Origin of the sequence: Blautia sp. AF32-4BH (genome assembly GCF_003460565.1) — a bacterium.
GTDB lineage: Bacteria > Bacillota > Clostridia > Lachnospirales > Lachnospiraceae > Fusicatenibacter > Fusicatenibacter saccharivorans.
Genome location: NZ_QTVL01000005.1, coordinates 40,470 through 59,122 on the forward strand (window position 1 = coordinate 40,470; position 18,653 = coordinate 59,122).

The following is an 18,653-nucleotide window of genomic DNA, read 5'->3' on the forward strand; positions in this document are numbered from 1 at the left end:
TTGCACGAAGCCGTATGTGACGTGGCTTTGTGTTCATTTATTATAACAACTTCATACAAAAATTGCTATACCCAATTCGGGGGTTTCGTGATAAGATAGTGATACACTAAGTTGAACAAAAAAGGAGTTTTTTATGCCACGCAAAGATCATCTGCCGCGCCAGACACGCCAGGAACACATCACGCTGCAGCCGAACCGCAGCATCGAATTTCGTGTAACCGACGATTTCGGCAGTTTTTCGCCGCCGCACTGGCACGACGCGCTGGAAATCATTTATATTCTGGAGGGTTCCTCCATTGTCACGCTCTCGGACCGCACAAAGACCGTCCTTCCGGGGCAATTTCTGCTGATCAATTCCGGGCGTATCCACACGGCGCGCTGTCCGTCCACGGGAAACCGCTCGATTCTGATGCAGATTCCGGATGCGTTCCTTGCGAACTATCTGCCTGATCCGTCACAGCTCTGGTTCTCGATTGACTACGACAGTACGAATCCGGAAGTGCAGAAAAATATCAGCCAGTTCCGGCGTCTTCTGCTTTCGATGATGCAGCTTCATGAGGAAATGCCCGACGGCTATCTGCTGACGTTCCAGCGGGAGCTTTTTACGTTTCTCGATCTGCTCTACACGAAATTTTCTGAGAAGAGCCCGCTTGCGCACCACCCGATGAGCTCCCGGACGCAGACACGGCTCGATACGATTCTGACGTACACGCAGGAAAATTACCAGCGGCCGATTACGCTGAAGGAGGCTGCCGATGTTGTCTCGCTGCAGCCGGAATATTTCTGCCGCTTCTTCCGCCAGAACATGGAAACGACGTATCTGGAATACTTGAATTCCTACCGTCTTTCCCGCATCTACCGCGACCTGATCGCCACGGATCTGCCGGTCGGCACGCTCGCGGAAAAGCATGGCTTTACAAACGATAAGCTGTTTCACCGCCTCTTCCGCGAGCGGTTTCACACGACGCCGCTGCAGCTTCGGAAGGCAGCACGCGAGAAAGGATCCTGATAGCTTTCGCTGTTTTTATATCTTTGAGAATGGGAGTTTAACACGATGACAAAAGAAGAACTGGCGCTTGCCGTCATTGAACGTTTGAAACAAGAATATCCTGACGCCGACTGTACGCTTGACTATGACCAGGCGTGGAAGCTGCTCGTCAGTGTCCGCCTGGCCGCACAGTGCACCGATGCGCGGGTCAATGTTGTGGTGGAGGATCTCTACGCAAAGTATCCTGATATCGATGCGCTGGCAAACGCGACACCGGAGGAAATCGAGGAAATTGTGCGGCCGTGCGGTCTTGGAAAGAGCAAGGCACGCGACATCAACGCCTGCATGCGCATGCTGCGCGACGAGTACCACAGCCAGGTGCCGGATGACTTTAACGCACTTTTGAAGCTCCCGGGCGTGGGACGGAAAAGTGCGAACCTGATTATGGGCGATGTATTCAAAAAGCCTGCGATTGTGACGGATACGCACTGCATCCGGCTGTGCAACCGCATCGGGCTCGTGCATGACTGCAAGGATCCGAAGAAGGTGGAGATGGCACTCTGGAAAATTGTGCCGCCGGAAGAAGGAAGCTCGCTCTGCCACCGGTTTGTGGAGCACGGACGCGAGGTCTGTACTGCGAGGACGACACCGCACTGTGAACGGTGTGTGCTCGCGGATATCTGTGAGAAGAACGGCGTAGAAAAATAGCATTTTTCTATGCGTTTCCATGCGAAAAAGGCTTTTGCATACCGGACAGATTTTTCTGATTCTGTCCCGGCTGCAAAAGCCTTTTTGTTTCTATTTTTTATATGACCGAAAGAAGTCCGTCAGCGCTTTCAGCGTTTTCCCGAGCACCTGCACTTCCTCTTCTCCGAGTTCCGCCATCACGGCATCCGTCATCTGCTCGTGGAATTTTGCGTGATGATGGAATGCCTGCCGTCCCTTTCCGGTCAGGTGGATGTAGACGATCCGGCGGTCCTTCTCGCTGCGCTCCCGCTCGGTGTAGCCTTTTTTCACCAGACTGTTCATCGACGTTGTCAGCGATCCGACCGTGATGTCGAGCTTTGCCGCGATCGATGACATATTGCCGCCCTCCAGGCCGACGGCTTCTATGATGTGCATATCGTTGTTCGTCAGATCCTTGAAATCCTCGGTGATGATCGCCTCTTCTTCCAGTTTTTGTATCTCGTGAAACAGATGGACCAGTGTCTCATTGATGATTTCTCTGTTATCCACTCCTCTTCCCCTTTCCGTCTGTTCTGTCCCTTCTGAACAGGGTTCCGCTCTTTCTGTCTGTATTGTATCAAAAAAGTTCCGGACAAACAATACCAAAAACTGCCTGGGAAACGGCGGATCACTCCGTGCCGTTTCCCAGGCAGTTCTGTTATGTTTGATTCAATTACATCTGCCCTTTTTTCTTTAACCGTGCAAAGCAGATCATGAAAAAGCAGATGCCGTATACGGTTGTGATCGGGGTGGACATGCCGACGAAGGTCAGGTTCGTATTCGGCAGGTGTGAGAAGAACAGCGCCAGCGGAATACGGATCAGGCAGGCGGAGGTGATTCCCTGGATCATAACCGGGATGCTGATGCCGCGGCCGTTGAAGTATCCGATGCTGCTGAACAGCACACAGGTCAGAATACATTCCGGTGCGAAACCGCGCAGGTAAGCGGCGCTCTGCTCGATAACGGCCGGATCGCTCGTGAAGATTCTGGAGATGACACTTCCACCGAAGAAACCGATGCAGAAAATCACAACTCCAAGAGAGCAGCCCGTTGCGATTGCGGTGAGGAAGCCCTTCCACGCGCGGTCTTTCTTTCCGGCTCCGGTGTTCTGTGCCACGAATGCTGACACAGACTGCATCACAGAGGACGGGATCAGCATGATGAATGAGGTCAGCTTCTGCGCCACACCGTATCCGGCGGACGGCATAAGGCCCATGCCGTTGATGATCGAGTTGATCACAAGGAAGGAAATCTGTACGGTCGTCTCCTGCAGCGCGATCGGCACACCGACGTTCAGGACTTTCTTCAGCTCGTCATGGTCGATGCGGCAGTCTTCTTTTTTGAATTCAATCGGCAGATTGCCTTTTTTCAACACACCCATGGAGGCGATGACAGAAATCAGCTGCGCCAGAACCGTCGCAAGCGCTGCTCCCGCAACGTCCAGTTTCAGCACACCGACGAAGAACAGATCTCCGGCAATATTGGCTGCGCAGGCGATGCCGACGAATAAAAGCGGCAGATTTGCATTACCGACTCCGCGAAGCACGCTGCTGATGACGTTGTACGCGATGATGATCAGAATACCGCCGGAACAGATCCGCAGGTAGAGGACGGTTTTGTCAAAAGACTCCGCCGGGACCTGTAAAATATTGGCGATCGGGCCTGCGAACAGCTCCAGAATCACCGTCATGACGACACCGATGATGGCGAACAGAACAATCGAGGTTCCCACGGTTTTGCCGGCCTTATCCGGCTTGCCCTCGCCGATGTGCTGGCCGATCATAACGGTCGAACCCATCGCAAGGCTGGTGATGATAAATGTTACCATCTGCATGAAGTTGCTTCCGGTTCCGACAGCGGAAATACTCGACGCATCGCCGAACCAGCCGACCACGAGAAGGTCGACCGCACCGTAAGCCGCCTGCAGAATCAGCGCGCCGAGCACCGGCAGCGCAAAACGGATCAGGGACTGGAAAATCGGTCCCTCTACAAACGATACTTCTTTCTTATTTTCTTTTGCCATTGTTTTTCACTCCTTTTATTCCCGGCATCGTTTCCTGCATCCGTGTGATTGCATGCACAAATTCGTCCACCACCGCGTCGTCCAGATCTGGCAGGCGGGATGCCCATTCCCCGTGAAAGTGCGTCACGCGGAGTTCCACAAACTCTTTTCCCTCTTCGGTCAGTGTCAGGTTGATCACGCGCTTATCTTTTTCATCCGCCTGTTTCACGAGAAGATTTCTCTCCTCCAGTTCCTGCACCAGCTTGGTGATGCTCGGCAGCGTTGTGTTCATATAGCTGCTGATGTCGCTGACGCGGCAGAAGCCCTGCTTTTTCTGAATCTCATTCACCGCATCCAGCACATGCACCTGCCGCGGCTTCATACCGTCCGGCAGGTCCGGGAGCTTCTCGATCAGACGCTTTGCATCAAAACACGCATCCAGGAACTGCTTTAATTTTTCCTGTGTCATGGAAAAGGTTCCTTTCTGTTTAAAAATTAGTTATCTTTAGTAATTACTTTTGATAAGTATAGCAGGAAATGAAAAAATGTCAAGAGGGAACTGATGATAAAAAAGAGCTGATTGAAAGTTCTGGCAATGCCAGATTCTTTCATCAGCTCTTTTCCATATCCATTTGTCACTGTTCAATGAGCTGCATTTCGGTGCCCCCCGCCGGATTTTATGCTTCTGATCGTCTTTTCCAGTACCTTCATCTCAACCGGTTTTGAAACATGGGCATTCATACCGGCTGCCAGAGAATGCTGGATATCCTCAGAAAACGCATTGGCGGTCATAGCAATGATTGGAATTGTCTTTGCCAGTTCATGGGAGCTTCTTCGGATTGCTTTTGTTGCCTCATAACCATTCATAACCGGCATCTGCACATCCATCAGGATCATGTCATAATCCCCCGGAGCAGACTGCTCAAATGCCTCTAAGACCCTTTTACCATTTTCACAGATTGTACACTCTGCACCCTCAATCTTTAACAATTCCATCAGGATTTCTGCATTCAGCTCATTGTCCTCTGCACACAGAAACCTCATTCCTTTCAGGACATTGCCAGCCGGTTCATCCTTTTCTGCCTGTTCTGCTGAAGAAACAAATCTATCTTCTGCTATTCTCAGATCTATAAGAACCTCAAAACAGCTTCCCTGGCCCAGTTCACTCTCCACATCAATGGTGCCTCCCATTGCTTCAACCAGATTTTTGGTAATAGCCATTCCAAGACCAGTTCCCTGTATCTTATTCGTCATAGAACTTTCAGCACGAGTAAAAGCATCAAAAATTGTATCTTTGAAATCTGCCGACATTCCCATGCCATTATCGCTGACCAAGAAACGGTACTTTGCGTAGACAGATGACTTTGTCTCACATTCTTCTACCAGAAACTGAATTTTTCCACCTTCCTGCGTGTACTTCACTGCATTAGAAACCAAGTTGCTGAAAATCTGCATCAGATGAACCTGATCTCCGTTCACCCACTCGTGCCGGATGTTTTCTTTTATGATTGTAAGAGTCTGATTTTTTTCGTCTATCTGTGAATGGAATATGGTATTGAGTTCTGTAATAAAATCCAAGATGGAAAAATCGGTATACTTAAAAACTGTTTTTCCTGCCTCAATTTTGCTCATATCCAGAACATTATTAATGATTCCTAACAGATGCTGTGATGAAATGTCTATTTTATCTGCATACTCTATTACTTTCGCTTTATTACCGGCATCATGTCTGATCAATGATGTCATGCCGATAATTGCATTCATTGGTGTACGAATATCATGTGACATATTGGACAGGAAATCCGTTTTCGCCTTATTTGCATTTTCAGCGGTCTGCAAGGCTTCCGTTGTAATGTCCTTTGCTTTTTTCAGTTTTTTATTGGACTCCTCCATATCCTTCATTGCCTGCGTCTGAATCTCATTATTTCTTTTTTCGTATTCAGCTTTTTGCTCAGCAAGACTGCGTCTGGAAATACTGTAGAATAATCCGGCAAAAAGCAAAAGTATAAAACCTGCCATGAGTATTGTTTCAAACACTATTGTTTTCTGATAGTCTCTTAGTACATTATCTACAACACTTTTTTCTACAATACAAATCAGCATGGTGTTATTATTTTCTATCGGACAGTATCCCAGATAGTAAGGTTTGTCACTTTCCACAAGTTCTACCCCCTGTTCTCTGCCATCCAGCTTTTTTTGAAGAGAATCAGCCTCTTCCTCAGTGATAGCCTGATCTCCTTTTAAATGCTTTAACAAGAAATAGTTCCTGAAAAATTTATCTTCTTTCTGATTTGTATAAGTAATATTTCCGTCGTTATCCAGCATAAACAGATACGCATTCCCGTTATAGCTTTTCACACTTAACATGGAATCTAATTTTGAATGATCATACAAGGTTCCAATTGCCGTATAAGTTTCCCCCTTAATCGTATATTCCTGACATGGAATTGCAACCAGATAACCATCTTTTTTCTTCTGGTTGTAATCAAGAGAAACCAATTTTCCAATATTATATCCGTTCCTCAAATCCAACAAAAGTTTACTTGGCATGTCAACCCGAAGTTTTGTTCCATCAGTGGTTATTGCCTTTCCATTTTCCTGGAGAAATATAAGTGTACTTTCAGATTCTTTCTGCCATGCCTCAAAGAACTTCTTGTTTCTATCCAGTTCAATAGATCTCACTCCCTCTTGAGTAAGAAAATCCTCAAGCATATGCAGCCGACTGTAGTATCCATTCACCTGCAGATCATAGGTCTGCTGTATCTGTTCAACAACTGCTCCCATACTGCTTTTCCCGTTTTCTGCGATATAGCTGTTCATCCTGTTCAAAAGGAGCTTTACAAAAATTAAGTTTAAAAAGATAAGAATTAAAAAGAACAATGGTACTATCATCTTTTTTCTTTTTGTTTTCGCCTGTTCTGTTCCCACTTTTATTTTTCAACCTCTATATAATCTTCCGGTGCTGACGGCTGCTGTCCGTTTTCCATTGCTGCGGTCCATGCACTTGATAATGTTGTGTTACCAAGCCGCCTGATCTCACATTCCGGATTTATTTTTTTCAAAACAGACATTGTGGTTTCTGTAAGAAGAATAGAGTACTCCTTTTCTTTGTCGATTTTTTTCTTATTTACTTCTATGTCCTTTAATGAGAATCCGTTTTCCTCCTGCCTGACGATTATTTTCATACCGGATGCAATTGGTAATTCATATTTATTGGTTATATGGAATTTTTCATCAGAATCAGCAAGATATTTCTCCGCAAGTTCATAAATCTCTTTGCCATTGATTTTTGCCAGGTATAATGGTGTATCTGAACTCTTTGCTGTCATCAGACCAACCCGGCTGCAGGTACACTCCCCTTTGTAAATGGAGGAAGTAAAATAATAATATGGTGCCAAAGCCAGCTGAGCATCCTTTTCTTCTCTAATCGTAGTTAAAATAGAAGATGCCGCATCACGACCGTTTTTATCATTTAGCGAAATGGAATATTCATTTTCAAAATTAACTGTGGTTTCTTCTTTTGAATCCTTACTGTTCATTGTGCTGCGAAAAGCATCATAAGCCTGTGTTTCATCCATTTCCCCTGACAATAATCCGTGAACAGCCTCAAGACTGGCATAAAATGATTTTTGAGCAGAATATCGGATATAAACAGAATTATTATTAATTTCATCTTCCAGTCCAGGTACATCTTCCATCATGTTTGGAACATCTACATTTAATGAAATTACACCCTTTCCATCTGCGATCAATGTTTGTCCTTCTTTTGAAATCATACACTCCAGGACATCGAATGCCAGGTCCAGTTTTTCCTGATCTTTTTCCAGTTCTTTGTTAAATGCAATATTCAGAGAAGGGGTCATATTTATAAAAGCTTCATCCGAAATCTGTGAAAAAAACGGTATACGAGTTAATTCTGCATCCATCTGTTCCTGAAATTCCTGCATAAGTGCCGGATAACCATGAAACATTGCTGCTTTTCCCACAAGGAACATCTGCGTTGCAGTATTAATATCGACGCTGATATCATCACTTGTAAAATGTGAGTCCTTCAAAAATGTATTGGTTTCTGAAAAAATACGTTTCCATAACGCATCATCAAACGCGATATCCCCTGATGCACTTTCAGCTGAGCTTCTCCATTCGATTCCATCCAGACTCATGAATTCCCCAATTGCACCTGTCTGAATCACCTCATGAGCAGACCAGTCTTCTGCAAGATCCAGGGAATACGGTTTTATACCATTATCATAAAATTGCTGGCATGCCTGTGCATATTCCTTATAGTTTTTCGGTATCTTGATTCCATACTGTTCAAACAATGTCTTGTTGGCAATAATCGTCTGCGGTATACCGCAGATAGGAAGCCACTGAATCTCATTTTTTGAATTTTTATAATATTGCAATGCATAGGAGTAATACCTGGAAACCACGTCATAAGAAGCAAAATCCATTAGATATGGCTCCAGATCCTGTGCATCTTTTCCAGAAAATCGACGTACGGTTATGATATCCGGCAGTTCACCATGTTCCTCAAAATAGCTATATAAATCGGTATCATTGTTACCGGTAATAAACTCAATATCCTGATCTGGAAACTGCTCATGGATATAGGGTCCAATATTTTTCATTAAACGATTTTCCCACAGATACACGGTAAGGTGATCGTCATTTTTAGATACTGCTTTTTGAGATTGTCCACAGCCAGACAAAACAGTAATTGCTAAAAGCACACCTGGCAGTAATGCTGTCAGACATTGTTTTGCCTTTTTCATCCTCGTATTTTCCTCATTCTTTCCTGATAAAATCATTAATTCAATAATTGGGAAACAATTACAGCCAGTTTTCCAGAACATCATTCAGCTTATTCATATCCAGCGGTTTCGCGATATGTCCATTCATGCCTGTATTTTTTGCCAGCTGTACATCTTCTGCAAAAGCATTTGCTGTCATGGCAACAATCGGTAGTTTTCCCTGTTCACCCGGAAGGCTCCTGATTGCTGCGGTTGCCTCATAACCATTCATGACAGGCATTTGGATATCCATAAAAATAAGGTCATACAAGCCTTTCGGTGAAGCTTCTACTTTTTCAACTGCAATTTTTCCATTTTCTGCCGTTTCCACTTCCGCCCCTGTCATCTGCAGAATTTCAACAGCAATTTCTCTGTTTAACTCATTATCCTCGACCAGCAGAATTCTTTTTCCTGTGTAATCTGCTTCAGACAGCTCATCCAGATAATTTCTTGCTGTTTTTTCTTTTCTGCCAGAAGTAAACTGCCGCAATGTAGCCGCCAAACGGGAACGGAACAGCGGTTTTGCAATAAAAGCATCTACGCCTGCAGCCTTTGCTTCTTCTTCGATCTCGCTGAATTCATAAGATGTCAGTACAATAATGGTAATCTCTTTCCCTATCCGTTTCCGGATCTGTCTGGCTGTTTCAATTCCGTCCATATCCGGCATTTTCCAATCTAAAATAACAGCAAAGTAATCATTTTTTAGCTCATGATGTGCATAACAGCGCTCAACGGCTTCTCTGCCGGAGAGAACCCATTCGCCTGTAATCCCAATCTCCTTCAATGTGGCAACTGTACTTTCACAACATGTCTTATCATCATCCACAACCAGAACAGGTAGATTCATCAGATTTCTGTCCTGTTCTTTTTCTTTTTCCTGAAGTTCCAGATAAATTGTTACTGTAATTTTAGTTCCCTTATGTAAGGTGCTTTCCACTTTAATATTACCATTCATCAGGTTCACAATATTTCTGCTGATTGCCATTCCCAGACCTGTTCCCTGGACTCTGGTTGTCCGATGGTCATCTGCGCGGCTGAAAGGATCAAACATGATTTTCTGGAATTCCGGTGACATACCGATCCCATTATCCTCAATCGTAAATTCATAGCATCCAAGTTCCGAAAATCCATTTGGCTTTTCCTCTATGGAAAAAGTAATATTCCCGCCATCCGGTGTATACTTGACCGCATTACTCATCAGATTCACAAATACCTGCTGGATTCTCAGGCTGTCACCACAGACACTCTCATGTTCAATGTGATTAATGTGTATATCTAAATTGTGTTTATGTTCATCAATCACCGGTTTTGTGAGTGTTATAAGATTATCCACCAGATCTGGCAGATTGAAATCCTCCTGTGCCAGCGTCATTTTTCCACTTTCAATACGTGCCATATCCAGCACTTCATTAATCAGCCCCAGCAGATGACGGCTTGATTTTGTAATTTTGCTGAGACATTCAATGACTCTGTCCTGGCTCTCAATATTTGCTCCTGCAATTGCTGTCAGGCCGACAATGGCATTCATCGGTGTCCGGATATCGTGGGACATATTGGAAAGGAATTCTGTTTTCGCACGGTTTGCATTTTCTGCAGACCGGTAAGCCTCTTTCAGTGCCTGACGGGATTCAATCTCTGCTTTCTTCTCCTGTGTCACATCCATGGATGCCAGCAATACCTTTTCCAGCTTTCCATTCTTCCATTCCAAAGGAATATAAGAAGCGATTTTATAAGTCTTTTCATCCAGGCTGCAATACTCAAACTTATAAATATCATTTTCACTTTTCAGATTCTTCCGGATATTTTCCGGTGCGATCAGGATGTCCATAGTTTCCAATGGTTCCAGTGTCTTATATTTTTCAAGAACCTGCATCTGAAAATCATGATAGAATCCCAGAGGTTTATATATCATCTGTCCATTCAGGTTATAGAATTCATATCTGTCATTTTCCAGATCACAGACAACAAAGCGGTCAACCAGACGCACAATACTCTGAATTATCTGCTCCATGGAAGCATTATCCGCCGCCATCTGCAGATGCCGTGCGCTCTCTACCTTTGTCTCTGTGATATCACGCAGAAAGATCATGGCATATTCTGAATCCTCTATTTCGCCACGTATGACCACATTGCGGACCCATCGTTCTTCTCCATTCAGAGTGATACGGCACTCTAAAGCCAATTCGGTTTCCAGACCCTTCAGCCTTTCTGCAATATAACCACGGTCGTAAAAAGAGGATACCGCCTTCTTATCTGTCTCCACAACATAGGAATCCACAAAATGACGGATCAGTTCATCCCATGTATGACTCTGTTCAAAGACTGTCATCAGGGACGGTTCAACCTTAAAGGTATCAAAAGTATTCGCTTCCAGATTTACATAATACTCACACAGGTCTGCTTTCGTAAAAGCCCGGTGGAAAGCAGCAGATTTTTGTGCCTGCATGGCCTCTTTTTTTTCCGCATCAATATTAATAAAAATCCCGGCAATCCTGCTGGCAGAACCATCCAGACGGCGTATTACTTCTGCCGATGCCCGAAACCACTGGTATTGATTATCCTTCATTCTCATACGATACTCTACCTGGTATTTTATCTGGTTCGTCTTATCCTTAATTGCCGCCTGAAGCTGCACCATTACTCTTTCTTTATCCTGTGGATGCAGAAGATCTGACCAGGATTCCAGTTTATTCGGAAAGTCCAGAGTGTCATGATAGCCAAGCATTTTTCGGAATTCATGACTCCAGTTTGCATTCACAATCTCACTGTTTTCGTCACAGTCAAAATACCAGAAGCCGGAACAGATAGCCTCATTGAGCAGTGTCAAATTTACATGATCCCAGTTGACTTGTACGGACATAACCCAGATCTGTCTGCCCGCCTCATCTGTCGCATCCTCTTTACAAAGCCGTACATTTTTCACTGTACCGTCTGCTGTAAGGATCTGTGCTTCCCCTGTTCCGTGAAGCTGCAAAAAACGGTCTCGCTCCAGTCTATCTTCCTCGTCATAAAAGAAGTTTCTCAATGAGCCTTTTGTCTGTTCCATGAAAGTATCGAATGTATATCCTGTACTATGCAACAGCAGATTATTCACAGACAAAATAGACAGGTTTTGGTCATAAGATCCTGTCATTATACCTACCCCGCCGTTATTTTCCAGTGTTTTCTGTACGGCCTGTGACATAGCCTGTGTCTGTCCCGTTACAGCCTCACCTAAAGAATATATTTTGTCTTCATACTTTTCCATTTTATAAAAATCCTCTCTCTGTTTTATGCTTCATTATCCTGCTTTTATCTGTATACAGAGAACCTGTCCCTGCCAGTTTTACATTTACGTTATAATATCCTACAAAACGTGAAAAACAGGTATACGGATTTGAGAAGTTGCAGCCACTACACACAATATTCACACAAAATTCTCTTTATGTTTTCAATTTTTATAGGCTTTGCCAAGTGAGCATTCATTCCTGCTGCCAGACACTTACTCCGATCGTTCCTGCTGTAAAACGGTATCTGAGGCTTTTTTTATTTATCTGATTTTTTTCTGTTTCCATGGAACTTCTGAACGCTCACCTCCTGGTATCATTACAAATATACATAAAAACTCATTTTTATATTACCATGAAATTTTTTACTTTGCAATGCACATACCTTTTCAGACGCTGCTTTTCTTGTTTCCTTTTTCAGAAAATTGCAACCAAAGGGGCGCACCTGAAAATTTCTTTTCAAATGCGCCCCTTCGCTTTCTTTTTTTCTGTCAGATCAATCCGTAATGCTCCATCGCCTTTGCCACGCCGTCCCGCTCGACGGTATCGGTTACGTACTCTGTGTACGGATCCAGAATCTCATCATGTTTTCCAAGCGCAATGGTGTGTGCGCCGCACCGGAACATGGTAAGGTCGTTGCTGCTGTCGCCAAATACGTATGCATCTTCTTTCTCCAGCTGAAACTGTTTCAGCGCATAGTCCACAGCTGTTCCTTTGCTGCAGCCGTGCGGAACGATTTCGTATACACCGCCGCGGCGATCCATGATATCAAACTCCTGCTCAAATTCACGGTACATACGTTCTATATCAGACTGTGCATCGGTTACGATACAAAATTTATCGTAAATGATTCCTTTTGTCTCCGCTGTCTCCGCGAGTCCGATTCCGACAGCAGCGAAATAGGCACGGGTCTGCTCGACCTCCCGAAAACGGGATACCTCCGACGAAAAATAAACATTATCCGTTCCCTCCAGAATCATGCCGATCCTGCACTCCTTTAAAATAACCGGGATTTCCTCACAGCGCTTTTTCGGAATCGTCTGATGCATCAGGATTTCGCCGTCCCGGCGCAGATAGGTCCCGCAGCCGCACAGAAATCCGGAAAACGGAAGCTTTTTCAGCTCCTCGGGCAGCTCCGACCAGGTGCGGCCGGTATTAATAAACGTAAGATTTCCTTTTTCCGCTGTCTTTTTCAATGCATCGAGCGCGCTCTGCGGAATTTCTTTTGTAATCTCACTCAGTAACGTTCCATCAATATCAAAAAATAATGCTTTCACAAAAATTTCCTCCTCGTGTACTGTTTCCTGTTCTCTTTCTGACATACGAAAAAATGCCGAAGCTCTTGATTGTCAAGGCTTTCGGCATTTTCATTCCAGTCGAAGCGACGGGATTCGAACCCACGACCTCTGCGTCCCGAACGCAGCGCTCTACCAAACTGAGCCACGCTTCGATTTTATTTGTTTTCTGAACTCTCGTCCGTCAACAATAGCTATTATATATGATGTCTATAGGAATGTCAACACCTTTTTTGAAATTTTTTTAATTTTTTTTATTATTGCTTCAAAAGGTACATTTCACACGGGTTTGCGGCCTTTTTGGTGTTCTTTTAGAATGACAGTTTCTGAGAAAGTCAAAAAAAGAGATATGCCGGAAGTTCTGTTCCGGCATATCTCTTATCTTTGTTTCTCAGCTCAGCTGATATACATCTGCATACTGCACGCCGAAGCTCAGCGCCTCGGAATGGCTGCTGCAGAAGATGTCTACGTGGCCGTAAGCGGTTCCGCGGTCTTCTACCGTGTAAACCTGGCCGTTGATCATCAGTTTCGTTCCGAATGGTACACCGCCCATGGCGATCGTTCTTCCTGCGGTCGGTGTGGTTCCGCTCGCGGTGGATCCGCCGGACCACTGTCCGGTACAGATGGAACAGGAGCAATAGCCTGTCAGTTTAAATCTTCCAAGGTATGTTCCGCTGGAGGAGCTGCTGGAAGTATCTGACGCGGATGGACTCCCCGTTGTCGTGGAGGATGCGCTGCTGTCCGAAGAACTGCTTCCGGAGCTGCTGCTTGTATCGGTATCTGCTTTCGCTGCGGCATTTGCTGCTTCTGCGGCTGCGACTCTTGCGGCCTCGGCTGCCTGTTTTCTGGCGGCCTCTGCCTCAGCTTCTGCGGCAGCCTGCTGTGCGGCGGCTGCTTCCTCTTCTGCTTTCTTCTGCGCTGCAATCTCCTCTTCTTTCGCCTGACGGATCAGGTCGTTGATTGCATCTGCTTTGCTGTTGATTTCATCTACCAGTGCACTCTCGCTGGATTTTGCATCGTCCAGCTCTGCGGAGTAGGTACGGAGTTCCTGATAAGCTGCTGCGTACAGCTCCTGAATGGCTTCCTGCTGATCGCTGCTCTGCTGCTGCAGTTCTACGATCGCTGCCTGCTCTTCCTGCACCTGTGTTTCTTTTTCTTTTACCTGGTCTACCGTGTCCTCATACTCCTGCATAAGATCGCGGTCGAAATCGGAAATTTTCTGTATGTATTCTGCCCGGCTGATCAGCTCTGAAATGCTTTTGGAAGAAAAGAGCATTGCCATGTATCCGTTTCCGGAGGAATTTTCATACATATACTGGATACGGAGCTTCATCGCCTCGTACTGCTCTTCTTCTTTTGCTTTTGCATCTTCCAGATCTGCCTGAATCTGTACCAGTTCGTTCTGCTTCGCATCATACTGATCCTGAAGCTCCTGCAGACGGTTCTGCAGATCGTCCAGCTGCTGGTTCAGTTCGGAAAGATATTCTTCTGATTGTCCCTTTTTGGAATTGAGTTCGTCAATCCTGCTCTGTATGCTGTCAAGCTGAGACTGTGCGGCAGCCTGTTCTGCCTGAGCATTTGAAATTTTCTCCTTTGTACTGGCACCATAGCATGGCAGAACGGTTGCTGCCGTAAGCACTGTGGCCAAAACCAGGCTGAATAATTTCTTTTTTTTCATGTCGTACACCTCATACTTATTACGTTCTGTTGCTGATTGTCACTCCAAGTTACTGCGGAAAATGGGCCTTTTTTCCCGCCGTACTTTGCCATTATAACACAAGTATGTCTGAAATGAAAGTCTTTTTTAATTTCTGTTAATAACTTTGTAATATTTCGACGTTTTTCCTGCAAAAACTGGCATGATTTTTCTACTTTCTCCATCCAACAGGGTACTTATTTTTCAAGGTTCCATTGACCAGTTTGCCCCATCCAAGGCCGAATCCATCGACGCAGACCAGCTTCCAGCCTGACGGCGATGCGGTCTCTCCCGGCTCTACGGAAATTGTCTCACCGTGAAGATATTTTTCGGTACGCTCGTCATCTGCCTTTAAATTCATGTAATCTTTGAACTTGTCCGCGGAGAGTGTCACGGCAAACGGCTGTGACGGCTCGAAACGGTCTTTTTTCAGTTCACCGAGATACAGACCGTTCCGCAGGAAATGAAGATTCCGCACGCCATCCGGCAGGGACGGGGAATGGTATACTTTTCCGGCGCGGACTTCCAGTTCCTCCACCGGGATCGGTGCTGTCATCCGGGACAGGAAATCGGAAAGGATCTGTTTTTCTGCTTTCGACGGACCCGGTGCTTCCGTTCCACGGTCTTTTTTCCGGTTTTTCTGTTTTTTGTTTTTCTTTTCGATCGGTTTTTCTTCTGTCTCATAAGGAATGGCTTCGCCTTTTTTGCGGAACAGGGCAAGGTAATGGCCCTCGCCGTTCATTTTATGCGGCCAGATGCGCACGGTCTTTTCAATCTCCGGATCGCCGTTTCCCCAGACTGGATTGCCTTTTGAAAAACCTTCGTAGCCTTCCATCTCGATCAGTTCCATTTCCGGGAAGTTTTCCAGAAGGAAAGAAACGGTTCCCTCGTCCTCCTGCGGGGCGAAGGTACACGTCGAATACATCATGAGGCCGCCCGGACGCAGCATTTTGACAGCATTCGAGGTGATCTCGCGCTGCAGATCCGCAAAGAAATCCGGCCGCTCCGGGGTCCAGGTGCCGATGACTGCCTCATCTTTCCGGAACATGCCCTCGCCGGAGCACGGTGCATCCACGAGGATTTTATCGAAGAAGCCCGGGAAGACGTCTGCAAGGCCTGCCGGTGTCTCATTGGTGACAAGCACGTTTTCACTTCCGAACAGCTCCAGATTGCGCAGCAGTGCTTTGGCGCGGGCGTTGCTGATGTCATTGGCGACAAGAAGGCCGGTTCCTTTCAGGCGCGCATTCAGCTCGGTTGCCTTGCCGCCCGGTGCGGCGCAGAGATCGAGCACACGCTCACCCGGTTCGATCGGGAGGCGGGACGCCGGGGTCATGGCGCTTGGCTCCTGCAGATAGAAGACGCCTGCCGCATACAGCGGAGACTGGCCCATGCGCATGCCGTCCGGCACGAAATAGCCGTTTGGAATCCACGGAATTTTCTTCCACGTTCCCGGAACAAGCGGCGGGAAATCTTCGGTCCGGCATTTTTTTGTATTCACACGCAGCCCGGCTGTGCGGGGTGCGTCGTAGGAAGTTAAAAATGCATCAAATTCATCGCCCAGCATGTCCTGCATGCGGGTCAGAAATTCCTGTGGTAACTGCGCCATGTATTGTCTCTCCTTTTTATTTTGCTTTGTTGTGCATCGGTCCCTTTTCGTGAACTGGCGATGCTTTTTCTGTCTTTGTTTCTTTTGTTTTGCATCTATTTCATAATTTCTCACAGAAAAAGAGACAGCTTTTTCGATTTTTCAATCTTTTTGCTGTCTCTTTTTTGCATAGCGGAGAAGAAGGGATTTGAACCCTTGCGCCGTTTCCGACCTACTGGTGTTCGAAGCCAGACCCTTCAGCCTCTTGGGTACTTCTCCGTATTTTGTCAAATACATCATATATTATAGTGCTTTTTTCGGGATTCGTCAATGATTTTTTCGATGGTTTCTGCTGGAAATGCGGGGATTGTATTTTTTACGGAAATATTCGAAAGTGCAACTTACTCAAACAAATAATCTTCCTCAGGCAGCATCCCATCCCGATGCTGCCTCTTCTTTTATTCTTTCCCTTCTTCCGCCCTCTTCCTCTCTTCTTTTTTCTTCTTTTTCACCACCCGCAGTCTCCGGAAAAACGCACTCAGCATCTCCGAGCACTCTTCTTTCAGCACGCCGCGCTCGACCTTCACCTGATGGTTAAACTCGTGCATTTCCAGCATATTTAAGATCGATCCCGCGCAGCCCGCCTTCGGGTTCATGCTGCCGATGATGACTTCGCTGACTCTCGCCTGTACGATCGCACCGGCGCACATCTGGCACGGTTCCAGGGTGACATACAATGTACAGCCCTCCAGCCGCCAGTCGCCGAGCTTTTTGCTTGCTTTCCGGATCGCATTCAGTTCCGCGTGGGACAGCGTGTTTTTATCCGTATTTCTGCGGTTATAGCCCCGCGCAATCACCTTTCCCTCGTACACAATCACACAGCCGATCGGAACTTCCATCAGCTTTTCTGCTTTCTTCGCCTGCGTAATCGCCTGGCGCATGAAGCGTTCCCGTTCTTTCCGGTGCGCTTTTTCCTCCGGCGTTTCCAGCTTTGTTTCTTCTTCCATTGTGCACTTCCTTTCTTCTCTGCGTATATTTTCTGTCCTTCCCGCATATCGTGAACTGTAGCGCAGTATCTTTTTCTACTCTTTTTACTTCTATGCAGGAGGTTTTTATGTCTGATTACCGGCGTTTCATTGCCTATCTATACGAATACCCGAACAACCGCAAGGGCGGATGCTGCGGCTTTGTCCGCGTGGAGTCGCAGAACGGCTTCTGCCGCATGGACTTCCAGATCAAATCGCCGTCTCTTCCGCCGGAGACCTCGGTCACAGTCTACGGTTTTATCCGCCGGTCAGGGCGGATGTACGGCATTCCGCTCGGAAATCTCCTTGCGGGGCGCTCTTCTACGAGTGGAAAACTCTTCACGCACTCCGATGCCATTGGGCAGACGGATGTCACGCTCGACGAGCTTGGCGGTCTGATCCTGCTCTGCCGCCAGACCGGCGTCATCGCCACCCAGTGGGACGATCTTCCGATTCAGCCGGAGTTTTTCGCTCCCACGCTCCCGCAGGAGCCCAAAACATCCGCAGACAATGGTACCAGACCGACCGAAGAGAAAACTGCCGAAACACCCGAACCTCTGGATCCCGCCGTACCTGCGCAGTCCCTGCCATCATCAGACGCTTCCAAAGCACAGTTCGATGAACTTTCCACAGAATTCAGCAGCAATTCCGAACTTTATCCACAAAATTCCAGCCCGGAATCCACCGTCTCCACAGAATCCACATCAACTGACACGGTAAACACCGTTCCTGCAGACCGGATCACGCAATCATCCGCCAACACACTCCATCCCGCATCCGCGGAATCTGTGAAAACCGCAGAAAGCTATCCCTCTGCCAACCCGGAACCGCCGCAGCCCATCCCGGATTCTGCCGCCCAGCCGCTACATATGACTTCCGCCGATTTTCCCGCCGCAGCAGCCGTGCCGCCGTCCCGCGCTGCTCTCTATCTCCAGCTTCAGGACCAGTTCCCGGAGTTCCACCCGTTCCCAGATGATGATCTGACCGACTGCCTGCGCCTCTCACTCGACGATCTTCCACAGCTCCGCGCCGTCGGTCTTTCGGTGGATGCGAACCGCTTCGTCCTCCATGGCTCCTCGTCCTATCGCCATCTGCTCCTCGCCCGGAACCGCGACCAGCAGGAACTCTGGTATTTCGGCGTCCCCGGCGTCTACACGCCGAATGAGCAGTTCATGGCAAGCCTCTTCGGCTTTTTCCACTTCAAGCAGGCGATGCGCCCCTCCGAGCTCGCGCCCGATGCCCGCTTCGGCTACTGGTACCGCACGCTTTAAAGCGTT

13 protein-coding genes and 2 tRNA genes are annotated in these 18,653 nt (G+C 46.8%); 3 read left to right on the forward strand and 12 right to left on the reverse strand.

All coding sequences use genetic code 11. From position 1 onward, the window contains the following. The first annotated feature begins 133 nt into the window (after positions 1–133). The gene (locus DWZ44_RS07780; protein WP_022463035.1) at positions 134–1,009 is read left to right on the forward strand and encodes an AraC family transcriptional regulator; all 876 of its coding nucleotides are present in this window, start codon (positions 134–136) and stop codon (positions 1,007–1,009) included. A 45-nt stretch (positions 1,010–1,054) separates the two neighbouring features. Beyond that, positions 1,055–1,696: an endonuclease III domain-containing protein gene (locus tag DWZ44_RS07785; RefSeq protein ID WP_022463034.1), complete on the forward strand. Its 642-nt coding sequence runs from the start codon at positions 1,055–1,057 to the stop codon at positions 1,694–1,696. 90 nt (positions 1,697–1,786) lie between these two features. On the opposite strand, the gene DWZ44_RS07790 is transcribed toward DWZ44_RS07785, so the two are convergent. The 12 genes from DWZ44_RS07790 to tadA all read right to left on the reverse strand — a co-directional run bounded on the left by DWZ44_RS07790 (position 1,787) and on the right by tadA (position 17,358). After that, positions 1,787–2,224: a MarR family winged helix-turn-helix transcriptional regulator gene (locus DWZ44_RS07790; RefSeq protein WP_022463033.1), complete on the reverse strand. Its 438-nt coding sequence runs from the start codon at positions 2,222–2,224 to the stop codon at positions 1,787–1,789. A 163-nt stretch (positions 2,225–2,387) separates the two neighbouring features. Next, positions 2,388–3,737 carry an MATE family efflux transporter gene (locus DWZ44_RS07795; protein ID WP_117804601.1) on the reverse strand — a complete coding sequence of 450 codons (1,350 nt, stop codon included), beginning with the start codon at positions 3,735–3,737 and terminating at the stop codon, positions 2,388–2,390. Further along, on the reverse strand, positions 3,721–4,185 hold the full coding sequence (locus tag DWZ44_RS07800; RefSeq protein ID WP_022463031.1) for a MarR family winged helix-turn-helix transcriptional regulator: 465 nt from the start codon (positions 4,183–4,185) through the stop codon (positions 3,721–3,723). Before DWZ44_RS07800 ends, DWZ44_RS07795 begins: the two co-directional genes overlap by 17 nt. A 173-nt stretch (positions 4,186–4,358) precedes the next feature. Continuing rightward, on the reverse strand, positions 4,359–6,500 hold the full coding sequence (locus DWZ44_RS07805) for an ATP-binding protein (RefSeq protein ID WP_117804670.1): 2,142 nt from the start codon (positions 6,498–6,500) through the stop codon (positions 4,359–4,361). A gap of 146 nt (positions 6,501–6,646) precedes the next feature. Continuing rightward, positions 6,647–8,491, reverse strand: a complete 1,845-nt coding sequence (locus DWZ44_RS07810) for an ABC transporter substrate-binding protein (RefSeq protein ID WP_117804602.1) — start codon at positions 8,489–8,491, stop codon at positions 6,647–6,649. A gap of 58 nt (positions 8,492–8,549) precedes the next feature. Next, complete coding sequence (locus tag DWZ44_RS07815) at positions 8,550–11,756, reverse strand: response regulator (RefSeq protein ID WP_117509590.1); 3,207 nt, start codon at positions 11,754–11,756, stop codon at positions 8,550–8,552. A 510-nt stretch (positions 11,757–12,266) separates the two neighbouring features. Further along, positions 12,267–13,052 carry a Cof-type HAD-IIB family hydrolase gene (locus DWZ44_RS07825; RefSeq protein WP_242857168.1) on the reverse strand — a complete coding sequence of 262 codons (786 nt, stop codon included), beginning with the start codon at positions 13,050–13,052 and terminating at the stop codon, positions 12,267–12,269. Positions 13,053–13,151: 99 nt separating this feature from the next. After that, positions 13,152–13,225, reverse strand: a tRNA-Pro gene (locus DWZ44_RS07830). A 236-nt stretch (positions 13,226–13,461) separates the two neighbouring features. Next, complete coding sequence (locus DWZ44_RS07835) at positions 13,462–14,748, reverse strand: PcsB-like coiled-coil domain-containing protein (RefSeq protein ID WP_117509591.1); 1,287 nt, start codon at positions 14,746–14,748, stop codon at positions 13,462–13,464. Between the two features lie 190 nt (positions 14,749–14,938). After that, positions 14,939–16,372: an RsmF rRNA methyltransferase first C-terminal domain-containing protein gene (locus tag DWZ44_RS07840; protein WP_117509592.1), complete on the reverse strand. Its 1,434-nt coding sequence runs from the start codon at positions 16,370–16,372 to the stop codon at positions 14,939–14,941. A 172-nt stretch (positions 16,373–16,544) separates the two neighbouring features. Next, positions 16,545–16,630, reverse strand: a tRNA-Ser gene (locus DWZ44_RS07845). Positions 16,631–16,809: 179 nt separating this feature from the next. Continuing rightward, positions 16,810–17,358 carry a tRNA adenosine(34) deaminase TadA gene (tadA, locus tag DWZ44_RS07850; RefSeq protein ID WP_117804603.1) on the reverse strand — a complete coding sequence of 183 codons (549 nt, stop codon included), beginning with the start codon at positions 17,356–17,358 and terminating at the stop codon, positions 16,810–16,812. Here tadA and DWZ44_RS07855 point away from each other — a divergent pair. Then, positions 17,358–18,647, forward strand: coding sequence for a DUF6128 domain-containing protein (locus tag DWZ44_RS07855; protein ID WP_147342468.1), 1,290 nt, complete (start codon positions 17,358–17,360; stop codon positions 18,645–18,647). The two genes, tadA and DWZ44_RS07855, sit on opposite strands and share 1 nt — an antisense overlap. The last annotated feature ends 6 nt before the right edge of the window (positions 18,648–18,653 follow it).

Coding starts and splice junctions, on each gene's coding strand:
- DWZ44_RS07780 (WP_022463035.1), top strand. CDS start 134: ATGCCACGCAAAGATCATCTGCCGCGCCAGACACGCCAGGAACACATC.
- DWZ44_RS07785 (WP_022463034.1), top strand. CDS start 1,055: ATGACAAAAGAAGAACTGGCGCTTGCCGTCATTGAACGTTTGAAACAA.
- DWZ44_RS07795 (WP_117804601.1), bottom strand. CDS start 3,737: ATGGCAAAAGAAAATAAGAAAGAAGTATCGTTTGTAGAGGGACCGATT.
- DWZ44_RS07800 (WP_022463031.1), bottom strand. CDS start 4,185: ATGACACAGGAAAAATTAAAGCAGTTCCTGGATGCGTGTTTTGATGCA.
- DWZ44_RS07805 (WP_117804670.1), bottom strand. CDS start 6,500: ATGGGAGCAGTTGTTGAACAGATACAGCAGACCTATGATCTGCAGGTG.
- DWZ44_RS07810 (WP_117804602.1), bottom strand. CDS start 8,491: ATGAAAAAGGCAAAACAATGTCTGACAGCATTACTGCCAGGTGTGCTT.
- DWZ44_RS07815 (WP_117509590.1), bottom strand. CDS start 11,756: ATGGAAAAGTATGAAGACAAAATATATTCTTTAGGTGAGGCTGTAACG.
- DWZ44_RS07835 (WP_117509591.1), bottom strand. CDS start 14,748: ATGAAAAAAAAGAAATTATTCAGCCTGGTTTTGGCCACAGTGCTTACG.
- DWZ44_RS07840 (WP_117509592.1), bottom strand. CDS start 16,372: ATGGCGCAGTTACCACAGGAATTTCTGACCCGCATGCAGGACATGCTG.
- tadA (WP_117804603.1), bottom strand. CDS start 17,358: ATGGAAGAAGAAACAAAGCTGGAAACGCCGGAGGAAAAAGCGCACCGG.